Below are 16976 nucleotides of genomic sequence, written 5' to 3'. Positions count from 1 at the left end.
TTATGTGTAAAAGTTGGTTCAGAATCGGGTCAGGGACAGGCCAGCCCAGGTCGCGAGCAGGCCGCCCACCACGCTGATAATGGTATAGCCCATGGCCAGCGGAACTTGCCCGCTTTCCATCAGGCGCACGGTATCGAGCGAGAAAGAGGAAAAAGTGGTCAGGCCACCCAGAAATCCGACGATCAATCCGGCGCGCAGCTCGACCGGCGCCAGGGGCTTGTGCAGGAACAGCCCGTAAAGCAGGCCGATCAGCAGGCAGCCGACCAGGTTGACCGCCAGCGTACCGGCATAGAAGTGCCGTGGCCAGTGGGCCGCCACCCAGTTGGCGGTGGCGAAGCGCAGCAGCGTGCCGGCAATGCCGCCCGCGCTGACGGCAGCGATAAGTGCGATCACGGCTTTCTCCGCTGGCGGGGGCTGGTGCGGTCGAGCTCGGCCAGATGACGCAGCTTTTCGCCGATCTTCAGTTCAAGGCCGCGTGGCACGGGCTGATAGTACTGGCGTGGCTCGAGCTGCTCGGGGAAATAGTCTTCGCCCGCGGCATAGGCGTCCGGCTCGTCATGGGCGTAGCGATACTCCTCACCGTAGCCGAGCTGCTTCATCAGTTTGGTGGGTGCATTGCGCAGGTGCAGCGGCACCTCCAGCGAACCATGCTCGGCGGCCTCTCGCATGGCCGCCTTGAAGCCCATGTACACCGCGTTGCTCTTCGGCGCGCAGGCGAGGTAGGTGATGGCCTGGGCCACCGCCAGTTCACCCTCGGGGCTACCCAGGCGCTCCTGCACGTCCCACGCCGCCAGGCACAGGCTCAGGGCTCGGGGGTCGGCGTTGCCGATATCCTCGCTGGCCATGCGCACCACGCGGCGGGCGATATACAGCGGGTCGCAGCCACCGTCGAGCATGCGCGCATACCAGTACAGCGCGCCGTCCGGGTTGGAGCCACGCACGGATTTGTGCAAGGCCGAGATCTGGTCGTAGAACGCCTCGCCGCCCTTGTCGAAGCGGCGGCGGCTGTCACCGAGCAGGCTCTGCAGCAACTCGACGCCAATCTCGCCACCGTCTTCGGCCAGGTCCGATGCGTTCTCGAGGAAGTTGAGCATGCGCCGGCCATCGCCATCGGCGGCAGCCATGAGCATCTTGAACGCTTCGTCGCCAACGCGCAGGTTGCGCTTGCCCAGGCCGCGCTCTTCGCTCAGGGCGCGATCGACCAGCTTGCGCAGCGCGGCTTCGTCCAGGCTCTTGAGCACGTATACCCGCGCCCGCGAGAGCAAGGCGTTGTTCAGCTCGAACGAAGGGTTCTCGGTGGTGGCACCGATGAAGATCAGCGTGCCGTCCTCCACGTAGGGCAGAAAGGCGTCCTGTTGCGATTTGTTGAAACGGTGAACTTCGTCGACGAACAGAATGGTGCGACGGCCATACTGCCCCGCCTGCTGCTTGGCCACCTCGACCGCCTGGCGGATCTCCTTGACCCCGGCCAGTACCGCCGAGACCGTCTCGAAGTGAGCGTCGCAGAACTGCGCCAGCAACCGCGCGAGGGTGGTCTTGCCCACCCCCGGCGGCCCCCAGAAGATCATCGAGTGCAGGGCGCCCTGCTCCAGCGCCTCGCGCAGCGGCTTGCCGCGTGCCAGCAGGTGCTCCTGGCCGACGTACTCGTCCAGGTTGGACGGGCGCAGGCGGGCGGCCAGGGGCTGGGCGACGGGTTCGCTACGAAACAGGTCCATGGCGGGCTCTGGTTACTCCTGGATGACGTCCGCGCCTTTCGGGACATCGAACTTGAACTTGCTCGCCGGGATGGCTTCGTTGGCCTTGACCCCGTTGAACAGGATGTTGGTGCGCTGGCCGACACTGTCGACCAGTTGCATGTCATTGATCAGGCCTTTGCGGAACGACACCCGCAGCGAATCGAACAGGGTGTCCTTGGTCTTCGGCTTGAGGGTGAAGTCGGTCACTTCGCCCTGCTCCTTCGAGCTGATGTCGAAGCTCTGGCTGATCTTCGACACATCACCCGAGAGCAGTAGCGCCGGCGTCTGGCTCAGGCGTACATCGAGCTTCTTGATGGTGGCCTGTTCCAGGTCCGGGTCCCACAGGGTGACCTTCTGGCCATCGGAAACCACCACCTGCTCCTGGGGTGCGTCGGTGTGCCAGTAGAACAGCCCCGGGCGCTTGACCGCCATCTCGCCGTTGGCTTCCTGCAGGCTGGTGCCGCTGGCGTCCAGGGTCAGCTGGGAGAAACGCGCGGTAATGGTCTGGGACTTTTCCAGCAGCTGGGTGAGGCGAGCCACGTCTTTCTCGTCGGCATGTGCCGACACGGCGCCCATGGCCAGGGCAGAAACCAACAGCATGCGAATCGCGCGCATGGGAATCCTCATTGAGCATTGGAAAGGCCGGGCACCTTCGTTGGTGCCCGGCAGGGTGTTCATCAGTCGCGCGGGCCGCCCGGGGCAATCACTTCCCGCGAGCCGTTGCTGTTCATGGGGGTGACCACGCCGGCCATCTCCATCGCCTCGATCATCCGGGCGGCACGGTTGTAGCCGATCTTCAACTTGCGCTGCACGGCCGAAATCGAGGCGCGACGGCTTTCGAGCACGAACTGGACGGCCTCATCATACAAGGCGTCGCTCTCGGAATCTTCGCCATCACCGCCACCGCCGCCGCCATCGAAGCCGCTGCCGGCCTCTTCGACGCCGTTGAGGATGTCATCGTTGTAGTCCGGAGCACCACGCAGTTTCCACGCCTCGACCACACGGTGTACCTCGTCGTCGGAGACGAAGGCGCCGTGGACGCGGATTGGCAGGCTGGTGCCCGGCGGCATGTAGAGCATGTCACCGTGGCCCAGCAATTGCTCGGCGCCACCCTGGTCGATGATGGTCCGTGAGTCGATCTTGCTCGATACCTGGAACGCCATGCGGGTCGGGATGTTGGCCTTGATCAGGCCGGTGATCACATCCACCGACGGGCGCTGGGTCGCGAGAATCAAGTGGATACCGGCGGCACGGGCCTTCTGGGCGATACGGGCGATCAGCTCTTCGACCTTCTTGCCGACGATCATCATCATGTCGGCGAATTCGTCGACCACCACCACGATGGTGGGCAGCGTCTTCAGCGTGGGCGGCTCGTCGTCCATGCTTTCGCGGCGGTACAACGGGTCGTGAACGACCTCTCCAGCCTCCTCCGCATCCTTGATCTTGCGGTTGAAACCGGCCAGGTTGCGCACGCCCATGGCCGCCATCAGCTTGTAGCGGCGCTCCATTTCAGCAACGCTCCAGCGCAGGGCGTTGGCGGCGTCCTTCATGTCGGTGACCACTGGGCACAGCAGGTGCGGAATGCCTTCGTAGATCGACAGTTCGAGCATTTTCGGGTCGATCATGATCAGGCGGGCGTCTTCCGGGCCCGACTTGAACAGGATCGACAGGATCATCGCGTTGACACCCACCGACTTACCGGAGCCGGTGGTACCGGCCACCAGCAGGTGCGGCATCTTCGCCAGGTCGGTAATCACCGGCTTGCCGCCGATGTCGTGGCCCAGGGCCAGGGTGACCGGCGATTTCTGCTCGTCGTACTGCGGCGTCGACAGCACCTCGGAGAAACGCACCATCTGGCGGTTCTCGTTGGGGATCTCGATACCCACGGTGGTCTTGCCGGGGATCACCTCGACCACGCGCACACTGGTCACCGCCAGGGAGCGCGCCAGGTCCTTGGCCAGGTTGGCGATACGGCTGACCTTGACGCCCGCGGCGGGCTGGATCTCATAGCGGGTGATCACCGGGCCTGGGTGGATCGAATCGACCGACACCTCGACACCGAATTCCTTCAGTTTGATTTCCAGCAGGTGACCGACACCGGCCAGCGACTCCGGCGAGTACTCGATCTTCTTCTCTTCGGCGGGGTCGAGGATGGAGATCGACGGCAAGGTGCCTTCCACGGCGCTGTCGATGAACAGCGGCGCCTGCTTCTCCTTCATCACCCGCTTGCTTGGTTCCGGCGCCTTGACCGGCGCAGGCGGAATGTTGATCACCGGGGCCGGTTGCTGTTCGCGCTGGGCAACGTGCTTGGTCAACGCCTCGTCGCGCTCGATGATGCGCTCGCGCGCCTTGACCTGCTCACGCTTGTCTGCCACCACCGGGGCAACCACTTCCTCGACCTGCTCATCCACCTCGCGCAGCTGCGCCACCAGGCGCTTGCGCTCGTTGCGCGCCTCCCACCAACGGTTGGCGGCGCCCTGCATCAGCTCGAACAGGTCGAGGGTGATCTTGCCGGTGACGTCCATCACCTTGAACCAGGACAGGTCGGTGAACACGGTCAGGCCGAACAGGAACAGGGCAATGAACATCAGCGTGCTGCCCTGCACATTGAGCAGGTTGCGCGCCAGGTCCCCCAGGCTCTCGCCCAGGGCCCCGCCCGCGGAGAACGGCAGGCTGGCCGAAGGGTGGAAATGAATATGTGCCAGCGCCGCGCCTGACAGCACCAGGAATACCAGGCCGATCAGCCGCCAGGAAAACAACCAGCCGCTCCACTGCCAGGGCTGGTGACGCTCGCGGAAGATCTGCCAGGTCTTGATCGCCAGCAGCAACGGGAAGATGTAGGCGAAGTAGCCAAGCACCATGAACAGGATGTCGGCGAAGTACGCCCCGGCACGGCCGGCGGCGTTCTGCACCTGGTCGGCGTTGCTGGTGTGGCTGAAGCCTGGGTCGGCGGTGTCGTAGGTGACCAGTGCCATCCACAAGTACAGGCACAGGGCACCGACGGCGATCAGCGCACCTTCCTTCAGACGGTAGTGCAGCTGTTGCCGCCAGAGAGGCACTGGCAAGGGGGCTGGAGTTGCGGTGGATTTCTTCAAAACGCGTCTATTCCTGCGCGAATAGTGATTGGCCGGTGACTGGCCGATAAATCACTACTTTTAACATTACTGCCCGCCAGCCGCCATGGCGGCACGCTGCTGTAGCGTGAACGGGGGCTACTTTCTCAATGGCTGTAATTTGAGCATGCATTTTCTTTTGTGACAAAGGCTTATGCTGTGTTTTTGCACAGGTGTGACAGCAAATGTGCCAGATGGTGCCCAACCCGAGGTGAAACACGCTGCGGATCATCAGGCGTGGGAGTAGGCTTACCCCGCGATGACGGTCGTTGACCCCACCCGCAAGCCAAGCCATGCTGGTCGCCCTCCCCTCCCCCGCCACCCAAGAACACCATGCTCACCTGGCTCACCCGCGACTCGCTGACCTTCCCGCCCCTGGAAAAGGCCCTGCACGACCCCAACGGCCTGCTTGCCGCCGGAGGCGATCTCACGCCCGAACGGCTGGTCGCCGCCTACCGTCACGGCTGCTTCCCCTGGTACCAGGACGGCCAACCGATCCTCTGGTGGTCGCCCGACCCACGCACAGTGCTGTTCCCCGAAGAACTACACATCTCGCGCTCGCTGGCCAAGTTCATCCGCCAGGGCCACTACCAGGTCAGCTTCGACAGCGACTTCCCAGCCGTGATCGAGGCCTGCGCCGCGCCACGCGACTACGCGGACGGCACCTGGATCACCGACAGCATGCGCGCGGCCTACTGCGAACTGCACCGCCGCGGCTTCGCCCATTCGGTGGAAGTGCGCCGGGAAGGTGAACTGGTCGGCGGGCTGTACGGCCTGGCCATGGGCCGCCTGTTTTTTGGCGAATCGATGTTCAGCCGCGCCGACAATGCCTCGAAAGTAGGCTTCGTGGCACTGGTCGAGCACCTGAAACAGGCCGGCTTTGTCCTGATCGACTGCCAGATGCCCACCAATCACTTGCATAGCCTGGGCGCCCGGGCCATCAGCCGCGCCGAATTCGCCGACCACCTGGCGCGCCACCTCGATCAGCCCAGCGGTGCCAGCTGGGTTCGCTAGGCGAGTTTCCAGAGCTGGCTTACACTTAGAGACAACGACTCATCTAAGGGGTTGAACATGACAGAGTTGGCGCGGTTGAAGTTCTATGCCACTCAACCCCACTCCTGCAGCTACCTGCCGGATGAGCAGGCCACCACGCTGTTTCTCGACCCGAGCCAGCCGATGGACGTGCATGTGTACGCCGACCTGTCGGAAATGGGCTTTCGCCGCAGCGGTGACCACCTGTACCGCCCGCATTGCCAGAACTGCAATGCCTGCGTGCCCGCGCGCATTCCTGCGGTGCGCTTCATCCCCAACCGCCAGCAGCGGCGCATTCTCAAGCGCAATGCCGACCTGACCGTCAGCGCCGTGCGCCCGGTATTCAAGGAAGAGTACTTCGACCTGTACCGCCGCTACATCGAGCAGCGCCACGCCGATGGCGACATGTACCCGCCCAGCCGTGACCAGTTCTCGACCTTCCTGGTCCGCGACCTGCCGTTCTGTTGGTTCTACGAGTTCCGCCTCGAGGGGCGCCTGATGGCGGTGGCAGTCTGCGACCTGCTGCCCAACGGCCTGTCGGCGGTGTACACCTTCTACGAGCCTGATGAGGAACGGCGCAGCCTGGGCCGCTACGCCATCCTCTGGCAGATCACCGAAGCCCTGCGCCAGAACCTCGACGCCGTGTACCTGGGATACTGGATCAAGAACTGCAAGAAAATGAACTACAAGACCCAATATCGCCCCATCGAACTACTGATCAATCAGCGCTGGGTCACCCTCAACTGAAAGCATTGGCTTGACACGCAGTTTTCGGGCATACTCCACGCCACTTTTTTTGCCCGGTGCAGTCGTGCGTCGGGCCAACACTGGATACCGAGGGCTTTACTGCATGTCGAAAGAAGACAGCTTCGAAATGGAAGGCACTGTCGTCGACACCCTGCCCAACACCATGTTCCGCGTGGAGTTGGAAAACGGGCACGTCGTTACCGCGCACATCTCCGGCAAGATGCGCAAGAACTACATCCGTATTCTCACTGGCGACAAGGTCCGCGTCGAACTGACGCCCTACGACCTGAGCAAGGGCCGCATCACCTACCGTGCGCGCTAAGCTCAAGCCATGAAAAAGCCCGGCCATGTGCCGGGCTTTTTTGTGCCTGGGAAAACGCATCGCAGCTAAAGCCGCTCCTACAGGCACCGCGCATCCCTGTAGGAGCGGCTTCAGCCGCGATGGGCCGCAAAGCGGCCCCAGCTTTACGCGACTTCTGCCGTGGTTTCGTAATCAAACACCAGCTCACCATCGCGCAAGTCGATGTGCACCACGCCACCATGCTCGGCCAACTCGCCAAACAGGATCTCCTCGGCCAATGGCCGCTTGATCTTGTCCTGGATCAGCCGCGCCATTGGTCGCGCGCCCATCTGCACGTCGTAGCCCGAGGCCGCCAGCCAGCCGCGCGCGGCGTCGGTAACCTCCAGCAGCACGCGCTTGTCTTCCAGCTGCGCCTGCAGTTCGATGAGGAACTTGTCGACGATGCTCTTGATCGTCTCGTGGGAGAGACGGCCAAACTGGATGATGGTGTCCAGGCGGTTGCGGAACTCCGGCGTGAAGCTCTTGCGGATCACCTCCATGGCATCGGAGGAATGGTCCTGGTGAGTGAAGCCGATCGAAGCCCGCGCGGCGGTTTCAGCGCCAGCGTTGGTGGTCATGATCAGGATCACGTTGCGGAAGTCCGCCTTGCGCCCGTTGTTATCGGTCAGGGTGCCGTGGTCCATCACCTGCAGCAGCAGGTTGAAGACTTCGGGGTGCGCCTTCTCGATCTCGTCAAGCAGCAGCACGCAGTGCGGCTGCTTGGTGATGGCCTCGGTCAGCAAACCACCCTGGTCGAACCCGACATAGCCGGGCGGCGCGCCGATCAGGCGCGACACGGTATGCCGCTCCATGTACTCGGACATGTCGAAGCGTACCAGCTCCACACCCAGCGCCTTGGCCAGTTGGCGAGCCGCCTCGGTCTTGCCCACACCGGTCGGGCCGGCGAACAGGAACGAGCCGACTGGCTTGTCCGGCGCCTTGAGGCCGGCACGCGACAGCTTGATGGCAGTGGCCAGCGAATCGATCGCCGCATCCTGGCCAAACACCGTGAGCTTGAGGTCACGCTCCAGGTTGCGCAGCAGCTCTTTATCAGAGCTGGTGACATGTTTCGGCGGAATCCGCGCGATCTTGGCAACGATGTCCTCGACCTGCGGCACATCGATACGCTTGACGCGATTGGCTTCCGGTTGCAGACGCTGGTAGGCACCCGCCTCGTCGATCACATCGATGGCCTTGTCCGGCATATGCCGGTCATTGATATAACGCGAGGCCAGTTCGGCGGCGGCGCGCAGGGCTTCGTCACTGTACTCGATGTTGTGGTGGCTCTCGAAGCGGCCTTTCAGGCCACGCAGGATACCCACCGTGTCCTCCACCGAAGGCTCGCTGACATCGACCTTCTGGAAGCGACGCGCCAGGGCACGGTCTTTCTCGAAGATGCCGCGGAACTCCTGGAACGTGGTCGAGCCAATGCAGCGGATATCACCGGACGACAGCAGTGGCTTGAGCAGGTTGGAGGCATCCATCACGCCACCAGACGCCGCGCCGGCACCGATGATGGTGTGGATCTCATCGATGAACAGGATCGCCTGCGGACGCTTGCGCAGCTCACCGAGCAGCGCCTTGAAGCGCTTCTCAAAGTCGCCACGGTACTTGGTGCCCGCCAGCAGCGCACCCAGGTCGAGGGAGTAGACGACGCTCTGGGCCAGCAGGTCCGGCACCTGGCCATCGACGATGCGCTTGGCCAGGCCTTCGGCGATAGCGGTCTTGCCCACGCCGGCCTCACCGACCAGCAACGGGTTGTTCTTGCGCCGGCGGGCGAGGATCTGCGCGACGCGCTCGACCTCCTGCTCACGCCCCACCAGTGGGTCGATGCGCCCGGCACGGGCCAGTTCGTTCAGGTTGCTGGCATAGGCGTCCAGCGGATTGCCGGAAGAAGAAGTCTCGCCACCCTCCTCGTCCTGCATGTCTTGTTCGTTTTCTGTATGCGGGCCATGGCCCGGCACTTTCGAAATACCGTGGGCGATGTAGTTGACCACATCGATGCGGGCCACGCTCTGCTGCTTGAGCAGGAACACGGCCTGGCTTTCCTGTTCGCTGAAGATTGCCACCAGCACGTTGGCGCCGGTCACTTCGCGCTTGCCGGAGCTTTGCACGTGGAACACGGCACGCTGCAGCACGCGCTGGAAGCCCAGGGTCGGTTGCGTTTCACGGTCCTCGTCATGCACGGGGATCAGCGGGGTGGTCGAGTCGATGAACTCCTGCAGGTCATGCTTGAGTTTGTCGAGATTGGCGCCACAGGCGCGCAGAACGGTCGCGGCAGCCTCATTGTCAAGGAGTGCCAGCAGCAGATGTTCGACGGTCATGAACTCATGACGTTTCGAACGTGCCTCCTTGAAGGCCAGATTGAGGGTGACTTCGAGCTCGCGGTTTAACATAGCTTCACCTCATACCCAAGTGGTCGGCGATTAACCGTCCTTCTCGATTTCACAGAGTAGCGGATGCTGGCTTTCCCTGGCGTATTGGTTGACCTGCATGGCCTTTGTCTCGGCGATGTCACGGGTAAACAATCCGCATACTGCCCGCCCTTCGGTATGGACGGTCAGCATGATCTTCGTTGCCAGCTCGCGGTTCAGATTGAAGAACGTCTCGAGCACTTCGACGACGAAATCCATTGGCGTGTAGTCATCGTTGAACAAAACCACCTTGTACATCGGTGGCGCCTGCAGGATCGGCTTGGCCTCCTGGACCGCAAGGCCGGAACCATCGTCCTCATGCCCGTCCTCGTTCGACTGCGGGCGATCCTGATTGAATGTTAGTCGAATCTCACTGGGTACATGCATGGAAAGAATTTCATCATGAGCGACAGGTTAAGGTTGTGGGTTGACCGCTTCAGGCAGCTGTCAGCGCGGGCGCCGGCTGACCTTGACTAACGGCAAAACGGTGTTACAACCAATAAGAACCCACCGTGGTCTATAAAGATCCGCGCAGTCAACCAGATTTTCTCGCATGGTTCGTATGCGGATGAAGTGGATGATACTCCAGTGATGGAGTCCTTTGCAGAGGGACATAGGGATGGCAAGCGGTAAAGTCAAGTGGTTCAACAACGCCAAGGGCTACGGATTCATCAATGAGGAGGGTAAGGACGAAGACCTTTTCGCCCACTACTCCGCCATCCAGATGGATGGCTACAAAACATTGAAAGCTGGCCAGGCCGTGACGTTCGAGCTCTTGCAAGGCCCCAAGGGCAAGCATGCGGTGAATATCCAAAGCGCCACTGCCAGCAATTCGAGCACCAGTACAGGCAATGCCTCCCCGGCCATTACGGCTGAAGCCTGATCCCTGCCGATTGCCGATATACGAAAAAACCGGCCGCCTCTTTATAGAGAGGCGGCCGGTTTCTTTGTGTCGCTTACATATGTTTGATCAGCGCCTCGCCAAAGCCTGAACTGCCCACCAGTGTCGCGCCGTCCATCAAGCGCTCGAAGTCATAGGTCACGGTCTTGGCCGCGATCGCGCCATTGGTGCCCTTGATGATCAAGTCCGCCGCTTCGGTCCAGCCCATGTGCCGCAGCATCATCTCGGCCGACAGGATCACCGAACCCGGGTTGACCTGATCCTTACCGGCATACTTGGGCGCGGTGCCGTGGGTGGCCTCGAACATGGCCACGGTGTCCGACAGGTTGGCGCCCGGTGCGATACCGATACCGCCCACCTCGGCCGCCAGGGCGTCGGACAGATAATCGCCGTTGAGGTTGAGGGTGGCGATCACGTCGTATTCGGCCGGACGCAGCAGGATCTGCTGGAGCATGGCGTCGGCGATGGCGTCCTTGACGATCACCTCACGGCCGGTCCTGGGGTTCTTGAACTTCATCCATGGGCCACCGTCGAGCAGCTCTGCGCCGAACTCGTCGCGCGCCACCTCGTAACCCCAGTCCTTGAAGGCCCCTTCGGTGAACTTCATGATGTTGCCCTTGTGCACCAGGGTCAGCGATTTGCGGTCGTTATCCACCACATACTGCAGCGCCTTGCGCACCAGGCGTTTGGTGCCCTCCTTCGAAACCGGCTTGACGCCGATGCCGCAATCCTGGTCGAAACGGATCTTGGTGACGCCCATTTCCTCCTTGAGGAACTTGATCACCTTGTTCGCCTCGGGCGAGCCGGCCTTCCACTCGATGCCGGCATAGATGTCCTCGGAGTTCTCGCGGAAAATCACCATGTCCACGTCGCCAGGCTTCTTGACCGGGCTTGGTACGCCCTGGAACCAAACCACCGGGCGCAGGCACACATAAAGGTCGAGCTGCTGGCGCAGGGCCACGTTGAGCGAACGGATGCCGCCGCCGACCGGCGTGGTCAGCGGCCCCTTGATCGAGACCACATAGTCCTTCACCGCATCGAGGGTTTCCTGGGGTAGCCAGGTGTCCTGGTCATAGACTTGCGTGGCCTTCTCGCCGGCGTAGACCTCCATCCAGGCGATCTTGCGCTTTCCGCCGTAGGCCTTCTGCACCGCAGCGTCGACCACCTTGATCATCACCGGCGAGACATCCACGCCGATACCGTCGCCTTCGATGTAGGGAATGATGGGGTTGTCGGGAACATTGAGCGAATGGTCTGCATTGACGGTGATCTTGGCACCATCAGACGGCACCTTGATTTTCTGGTATCCCATGCTGCACTACTCCGCTTTTCCTGGTGTGATTGGAAATCGTGCGATCCACTGAGCCTAAACCACATCCGTCGACCTGCAAGGTGGCACCCGTTGGCAGCAACTGCATTGGGGTGACCGCACCGCCCGATTCGCCGGCAAGCCGGCTCCTACAGGGACCCTGGCGGGCTTGAGACCCTGCGGCAACACGTCACATTGCTCCTACGTCTTTGGTCTTATAAATGCGCTGATACGACTTCACCTTGCTGATTAGCCCAAAGGGTTTGATATACTCCGGCGCGACCGAAGGGTCATCGGGGCGAATCCCAGGAAAATGCGGCTCGCCCTCGGCCAGGAAATGGCCATAAGCCTGGGTTGTTACCGCAGCCCAGCACTTGACGCTCGACTGATGCATCCACCATCACCGCTCGCAGCCTCTCGACTTTCCGCTCATGGCGTCGCCAGGGCGAAGCGCCTACCCTGCGCACCTCGAGACTCGAGTACGCTCAGCACATAGAGAGTTAACCCGCATGCCCACCCGTTCCAAGATCATCTATACCTTCACCGACGAAGCCCCCGCCCTCGCCACCTACTCGCTGCTGCCGATCGTCGAAGCCTTCACCGCTTCGGCCGATATCGCCGTCGAAACCCGCGACATCTCCCTGGCTGGCCGAATCCTCGCGGCTTTCCCTGAGCAACTGGGCAGCGCGAAGCAGGTAGGCGATCACCTGGCGGAACTGGGCCAGCTGGCCACCACCCCTGAAGCCAACATCATCAAGCTGCCGAACATTTCCGCTTCGGTTCCACAGCTGAAGGCGGCGATCAAGGAACTGCAAGCCAAGGGCTTCAACATCCCCGACTACGCTGACGAGCCGGCCTCTGCTGAAGAGAAAGAATCCCGCGCCCGTTACGACCGCATCAAGGGCAGCGCCGTGAACCCGGTCCTGCGCGAAGGCAACTCCGACCGCCGCGCCCCGCTGTCGGTCAAGAACTACGCACGCAAGCACCCGCACAAGATGGGCGCCTGGGCCGCCGACTCCAAGTCGCACGTCGCCCACATGACCCACGGCGACTTCTACGGCAGCGAAAAGGCCGCGCTGATCGAGGCTGACGACAGCCTGCGCATCGAGCTGGTCGGCAAGGACGGCACCACCACCGTCCTGAAAGAGAAAACCGCCGTCAAGGCCGCTGAAGTCATCGACTGCGCCACCATGAGCCGCAAGGCCCTGAAAGCCTTCATCGCCGAGCAGATCGCCGATGCCAAGGCCTCCGGCGTGCTGCTGTCGGTGCACCTGAAAGCCACCATGATGAAAGTCTCCGACCCGATCATGTTCGGCGTGATCGTCGAGGAGTTCTACAACGACGTGCTGGCCAAGCACGCCGCGGCGCTGGCCGAGGTTGGCTTCAACTCGAACAACGGCATCGGCGACCTGTACGCCCGCATCAAGGACCTGCCTGCTGAAAAGCAAGCCGAGATCGAAGCCGACATCCAGGCCCTGTACGCCGTTCGCCCGGCCCTGGCCATGGTCAACTCCGACAAGGGCATCACCAACCTGCACGTACCAAGCGACGTCATCGTCGACGCCTCGATGCCTGCGATGATCCGCGACTCGGGCAAGATGTGGAACACCGCTGGTGAACTGCAGGACGCCAAGGCCGTGATCCCGGACCGCTGCTACGCCGGCATCTACCAGGCCACCATCGAAGACTGCAAGCAACACGGCGCCTTCGACCCGACCACCATGGGCAGCGTCCCCAACGTCGGCCTCATGGCCCAGAAAGCCGAAGAGTACGGCTCCCACGACAAGACCTTCCAGATCAAGGCCGACGGCGTCGTGCGCGTGGTCGACGGCAAGGGCCAGGTCGTGCTGGAGCAGAACGTCGAGGCTGGTGACATCTTCCGCATGTGCCAAACCAAGGACGCGCCGATCCAGGACTGGGTCAAGCTGGCCGTCAACCGTGCCCGCCTGAGCAACACCCCGGCGGTGTTCTGGCTGGACCCGGCCCGCGCCCATGACGGCGTGATGATCGAGAAGGTGCAGCAGTACCTGAAGGATCACGACACGTCCGGCCTGGACATCCGCATCCTGGCCCCGGTCGACGCCATCAAGTTCTCCCTGGCCCGCATCCGCGAAGGCAAGGACACCATCTCGGTGACCGGCAACGTGCTGCGCGACTACCTGACCGACCTGTTCCCGATCATGGAGCTGGGCACCAGCGCCAAGATGCTGTCGATCGTCCCGCTGATGAACGGCGGTGGCCTGTTCGAAACCGGCGCCGGCGGTTCGGCACCGAAGCACGTGCAGCAGCTGGTCGAAGAGAACTTCCTGCGTTGGGACTCGCTGGGTGAATTCCTCGCGCTCGCCGCCTCGCTCGAGCACCTGGGCAACACCTACGACAACCCACGCGCCAAGGTTCTGGCCAACACCCTGGATCAGGCCACCGGCAAGTTCCTCGACACCAACAAGTCGCCTTCGCGCAAGGTTGGCGGTATCGACAACCGTGGCAGCCACTTCTACCTGACCCTGTACTGGGCAGAAGCGCTGGCTGCCCAGACCGACGACACCGCCCTGCAGGCGCGTTTCGCCCCGCTGGCAAAAACCCTGAGCGAGAACGAAGCGACCATCGTCGCCGAGCTCAACGCCGTCCAGGGCAAGCCGGCGGACATCGGTGGCTACTACGCCCCTGATGCTGAGCTGACCGCCAAAGTGATGCGTCCAAGCCAGACCCTGAACAGCGCCATTGCCGCACTGTAAGGTTCGCTTGCAGTAACAGCACAAACCCCGGCCACGCACCGGGGTTTGTGCTTTTTGGATAAATGATATTTCTCGGCCTACACGGCCCCTGTAGGAGCGGGTTTACCCGCGAATGCAATGGTGAATCCACTGACGCATTCGCGGGTAAACCCGCTCCTACAGGGGCCGCGCCAACCATAGGAAATGCTCATGACCTGGCAACCCCACATCACCGTCGCCACCATCGTCGAACATGAGGGCAAGTTCCTCTTCGTCGAGGAATTCAAGGCCGGCCAGCACGTCTTCAACCAACCCGCCGGCCACCTCGAAGCCAACGAAACCATCACCCAGGCCGCCCTGCGCGAAACCCTCGAAGAAACCGCCTGGGAAGTCGAACTCACCGGCGTGGTCGGCATCTACCTCTATACCGCCCCGAGCAACGGCGTCACCTACCAGCGCATCTGCTTCGCCGCCCGCCCCGTGCGTCATCACACCGACCTGGCCCTGGACAGCGACATCGTCCGCGCCGTGTGGTTGAGCCGCGACGAGCTGCTGGCCGAGCCATCACGCTGGCGCAGCGAGCTGGTGCTCCGCTGCCTGGACGACTACCTCAAAGGCCCATTGCACAGCCTCGAACTGCTGCGCGACTGACGCCAGCCCGCGGGTTTGATAGAATCGGCGTTTTTCCCTCTGATACACATTCGGTAGCCATGACCAGCCCAGCACTCAAAGACCCCGCCAAGACCCGCGTCATCGTCGGCATGTCCGGCGGCGTGGACTCTTCCGTCTCCGCCCTTCTGCTTATGGAGCAGGGCTACCAGGTGGAAGGTCTGTTCATGAAGAACTGGGAAGAGGACGACGGCACCGAATACTGCACCGCCCGCGAAGACCTGGCCGACGCCCAGGCCGTGTGCGACCGCATCGGCATCAAGCTGCACACCGCCAACTTCGCCGCCGAATACTGGGACAACGTGTTCGAGCACTTCCTCGAGGAGTACAAGGCCGGCCGCACGCCAAACCCGGACATCCTCTGCAACCGCGAGATCAAGTTCAAGGCGTTCCTCGACTACGCCTTGTCCCTGGGCGCCGACCTGATTGCCACCGGCCACTATGTGCGCCGCCGCGACACTGGCGAACTGACCGAACTGCTCAAAGGCCTGGACCCGAACAAGGACCAGAGCTACTTCCTGCATGCCGTCGGCGGCAAGGAAATCGCCCGTACCCTGTTCCCGGTCGGTGAGCTGGAGAAGCCCGAAGTGCGCGCCATCGCCGAGAAACACGGCCTGGCCACGGCGAAGAAGAAGGACTCCACCGGTATCTGCTTCATCGGCGAGCGCCGCTTCAGCGACTTCCTCAAACAGTACCTGCCAGCCCAGCCGGGCGAGATCCAGACCACCGAAGGCGAAGTGATCGGCCGCCACCACGGCCTGATGTACCACACCATCGGCCAGCGCCAGGGCCTGGGCATCGGCGGCCTGAAGGACGCCGGTGACGAGCCGTGGTACGTGCTGCACAAGGATCTCGCTCGTAATGTGCTGGTGGTCGGCCAGGGCAACGAACACCCATGGCTGTTCTCCCGCGCCCTGCTGGCCTCGGAAATTTTCTGGGTCAACCCGATCGACTTGAGCAGCCCGCGCCGGCTCACCGCCAAGGTGCGCTACCGTCAGGGCGACCAGCAATGCACCCTGGAACGCACCGAAAATGGCTACCGCGCGATGTTCGACGAACCTCAGCGCGCCGTTACCCCCGGCCAGTCGGTGGTGTTCTACGACGGCGAGGTGTGCCTGGGCGGCGGCGTGATCGAAACCGCCGAGCCGTGGAGCCCGCGTCAATGAACAACCTCCAGGAGCAGTTGATCGCTTTGGGTGGTGTGTTCCAGGCCGCCGTGCTGGTCGACCGCATCGCCCGCACCGGCCAGGCCAGCGAGGCCAACATCGGCTGTATGCTCGGCAGCCTACTGGTGCGCGACCCGAAGGATACGCTGGAGGTATTCGGCGGCGACGACCTCAACCTGCGTGACGGCTACCGCGCGCTGGTCGGCGCCCTGGAGCGCGACCCCAGCAGCCTTCAGCGCGAGCCGCTGCGCTATGCCCTGTCGATGCTGGGCTTGGAACGGCAGCTGAACAAGCGCGGCGACATGCTCGACATCATTGGTAATCGCCTGCCGCAGATTCAATCGCAGGCTGATCATTTCGGCCTGGTTCACGAAAACGTCATCGCTTCCAGCGGAGCCTTGTACCAGGACACCCTGAGCACCCTGCGCCAGCGCATCCAGGTGCACGGCGACATGCGCTTCCTGCAGCAGGCGAGCAATGCCTCGAAGATCCGCGCCCTGCTGCTGGCCGGCATCCGTGCCGCGCGCCTGTGGCGCCAGCTGGGCGGGCACCGCTGGCAGCTGGTGTTCAGCCGGCGCAAGCTGCTCAAGGAGCTTTACGGGATGATGCGTACCACCGATTGACTGGCATACATCGAACCCTGTGGGAGCGGCCTTGCGTCGCGATGGGCCGCAACGCGGCCCCAGGGCCTCGAACTTGACTCAACATTGCTGGGGCTGCTGCGCAGCCCTTTCGCGACACAAGGCCGCTCCCACAGGGCCCACAGTTTGCTGAATATTGGCCCGACCTTTGGTCAGCCACCCGACTCAGGCGCGTTTTTCATGTATGATATGCG

15 protein-coding genes are annotated in these 16976 nt (G+C 62.6%); 8 read left to right on the top strand and 7 right to left on the bottom strand.

Going from position 1 to position 16976, the window contains the following annotated elements; translation table 11 throughout:
* Positions 1-18: 18 nt before the first annotated feature.
* From crcB to ftsK, 4 genes are all read right to left on the bottom strand, one after another.
* Entirely contained in the window at positions 19-393 is a 375-nt protein-coding gene (gene crcB, locus PSEEN_RS10310; RefSeq protein WP_011533436.1) for a fluoride efflux transporter CrcB, read from the bottom strand.
* Positions 390-1715, bottom strand: a complete 1326-nt coding sequence (locus tag PSEEN_RS10305; RefSeq protein ID WP_011533435.1) for a replication-associated recombination protein A — start codon at positions 1713-1715, stop codon at positions 390-392. The genes crcB and PSEEN_RS10305 overlap by 4 nt, the downstream gene beginning before the upstream one ends.
* Positions 1716-1727: 12 nt before the next feature.
* Positions 1728-2351 (bottom strand): outer membrane lipoprotein periplasmic chaperone LolA, encoded by a 624-nt coding sequence (lolA, locus tag PSEEN_RS10300; protein ID WP_011533434.1) that lies wholly within the window; start codon positions 2349-2351, stop codon positions 1728-1730.
* A gap of 62 nt (positions 2352-2413) precedes the next feature.
* Entirely contained in the window at positions 2414-4831 is a 2418-nt protein-coding gene (gene ftsK, locus PSEEN_RS10295; RefSeq protein ID WP_011533433.1) for a DNA translocase FtsK, read from the bottom strand.
* A 351-nt stretch (positions 4832-5182) separates the two neighbouring features.
* Here ftsK and aat point away from each other — a divergent pair, with 351 nt between their 5' ends.
* The 3 genes from aat to infA all read left to right on the top strand — a co-directional run bounded on the left by aat (position 5183) and on the right by infA (position 6950).
* Positions 5183-5863: a leucyl/phenylalanyl-tRNA--protein transferase gene (aat, locus tag PSEEN_RS10290; RefSeq protein WP_011533432.1), complete on the top strand. Its 681-nt coding sequence runs from the start codon at positions 5183-5185 to the stop codon at positions 5861-5863.
* A 57-nt stretch (positions 5864-5920) separates the two neighbouring features.
* Positions 5921-6628: an arginyltransferase gene (locus PSEEN_RS10285; protein WP_011533431.1), complete on the top strand. Its 708-nt coding sequence runs from the start codon at positions 5921-5923 to the stop codon at positions 6626-6628.
* Positions 6629-6731: 103 nt separating this feature from the next.
* A complete protein-coding gene (infA, locus tag PSEEN_RS10280) occupies positions 6732-6950 on the top strand; it encodes a translation initiation factor IF-1 (RefSeq protein ID WP_002553999.1) in 219 nt (72 codons plus the stop codon).
* Between the two features lie 143 nt (positions 6951-7093).
* On the opposite strand, the gene clpA is transcribed toward infA, so the two are convergent.
* Complete coding sequence (gene clpA, locus PSEEN_RS10275; protein WP_011533430.1) at positions 7094-9364, bottom strand: ATP-dependent Clp protease ATP-binding subunit ClpA; 2271 nt, start codon at positions 9362-9364, stop codon at positions 7094-7096.
* Between the two features lie 30 nt (positions 9365-9394).
* The gene (gene clpS / locus PSEEN_RS10270; protein WP_011533429.1) at positions 9395-9769 is read right to left on the bottom strand and encodes an ATP-dependent Clp protease adapter ClpS; all 375 of its coding nucleotides are present in this window, start codon (positions 9767-9769) and stop codon (positions 9395-9397) included.
* A 232-nt stretch (positions 9770-10001) separates the two neighbouring features.
* On the opposite strand from clpS, the gene cspD reads away from it, so the two are divergent.
* Entirely contained in the window at positions 10002-10265 is a 264-nt protein-coding gene (gene cspD / locus PSEEN_RS10265) for a cold shock domain-containing protein CspD (protein ID WP_011533428.1), read from the top strand.
* 73 nt (positions 10266-10338) lie between these two features.
* Here the strand turns inward: cspD and icd are convergent, their stop codons facing one another.
* On the bottom strand, positions 10339-11595 hold the full coding sequence (gene icd / locus PSEEN_RS10260) for an NADP-dependent isocitrate dehydrogenase (RefSeq protein WP_011533427.1): 1257 nt from the start codon (positions 11593-11595) through the stop codon (positions 10339-10341).
* Positions 11596-12101: 506 nt separating this feature from the next.
* On the opposite strand from icd, the gene PSEEN_RS10250 reads away from it, so the two are divergent.
* The 4 genes from PSEEN_RS10250 to hflD all read left to right on the top strand — a co-directional run bounded on the left by PSEEN_RS10250 (position 12102) and on the right by hflD (position 16764).
* Positions 12102-14327, top strand: a complete 2226-nt coding sequence (locus tag PSEEN_RS10250) for an NADP-dependent isocitrate dehydrogenase (protein ID WP_011533426.1) — start codon at positions 12102-12104, stop codon at positions 14325-14327.
* Positions 14328-14516: 189 nt separating this feature from the next.
* The gene (locus tag PSEEN_RS10245) at positions 14517-14957 is read left to right on the top strand and encodes an NUDIX hydrolase (protein WP_011533425.1); all 441 of its coding nucleotides are present in this window, start codon (positions 14517-14519) and stop codon (positions 14955-14957) included.
* 59 nt (positions 14958-15016) lie between these two features.
* Entirely contained in the window at positions 15017-16141 is a 1125-nt protein-coding gene (mnmA, locus tag PSEEN_RS10240) for a tRNA 2-thiouridine(34) synthase MnmA (RefSeq protein ID WP_011533424.1), read from the top strand.
* Positions 16138-16764: a high frequency lysogenization protein HflD gene (gene hflD / locus PSEEN_RS10235; protein ID WP_011533423.1), complete on the top strand. Its 627-nt coding sequence runs from the start codon at positions 16138-16140 to the stop codon at positions 16762-16764. The genes mnmA and hflD overlap by 4 nt, the downstream gene beginning before the upstream one ends.
* Positions 16765-16976: the final 212 nt, after the last annotated feature.

The organism is Pseudomonas entomophila L48, from assembly GCF_000026105.1.
Taxonomy (GTDB): domain Bacteria; phylum Pseudomonadota; class Gammaproteobacteria; order Pseudomonadales; family Pseudomonadaceae; genus Aquipseudomonas; species Aquipseudomonas entomophila.
This window is presented reverse-complemented; position numbering and strand designations above follow the sequence as displayed.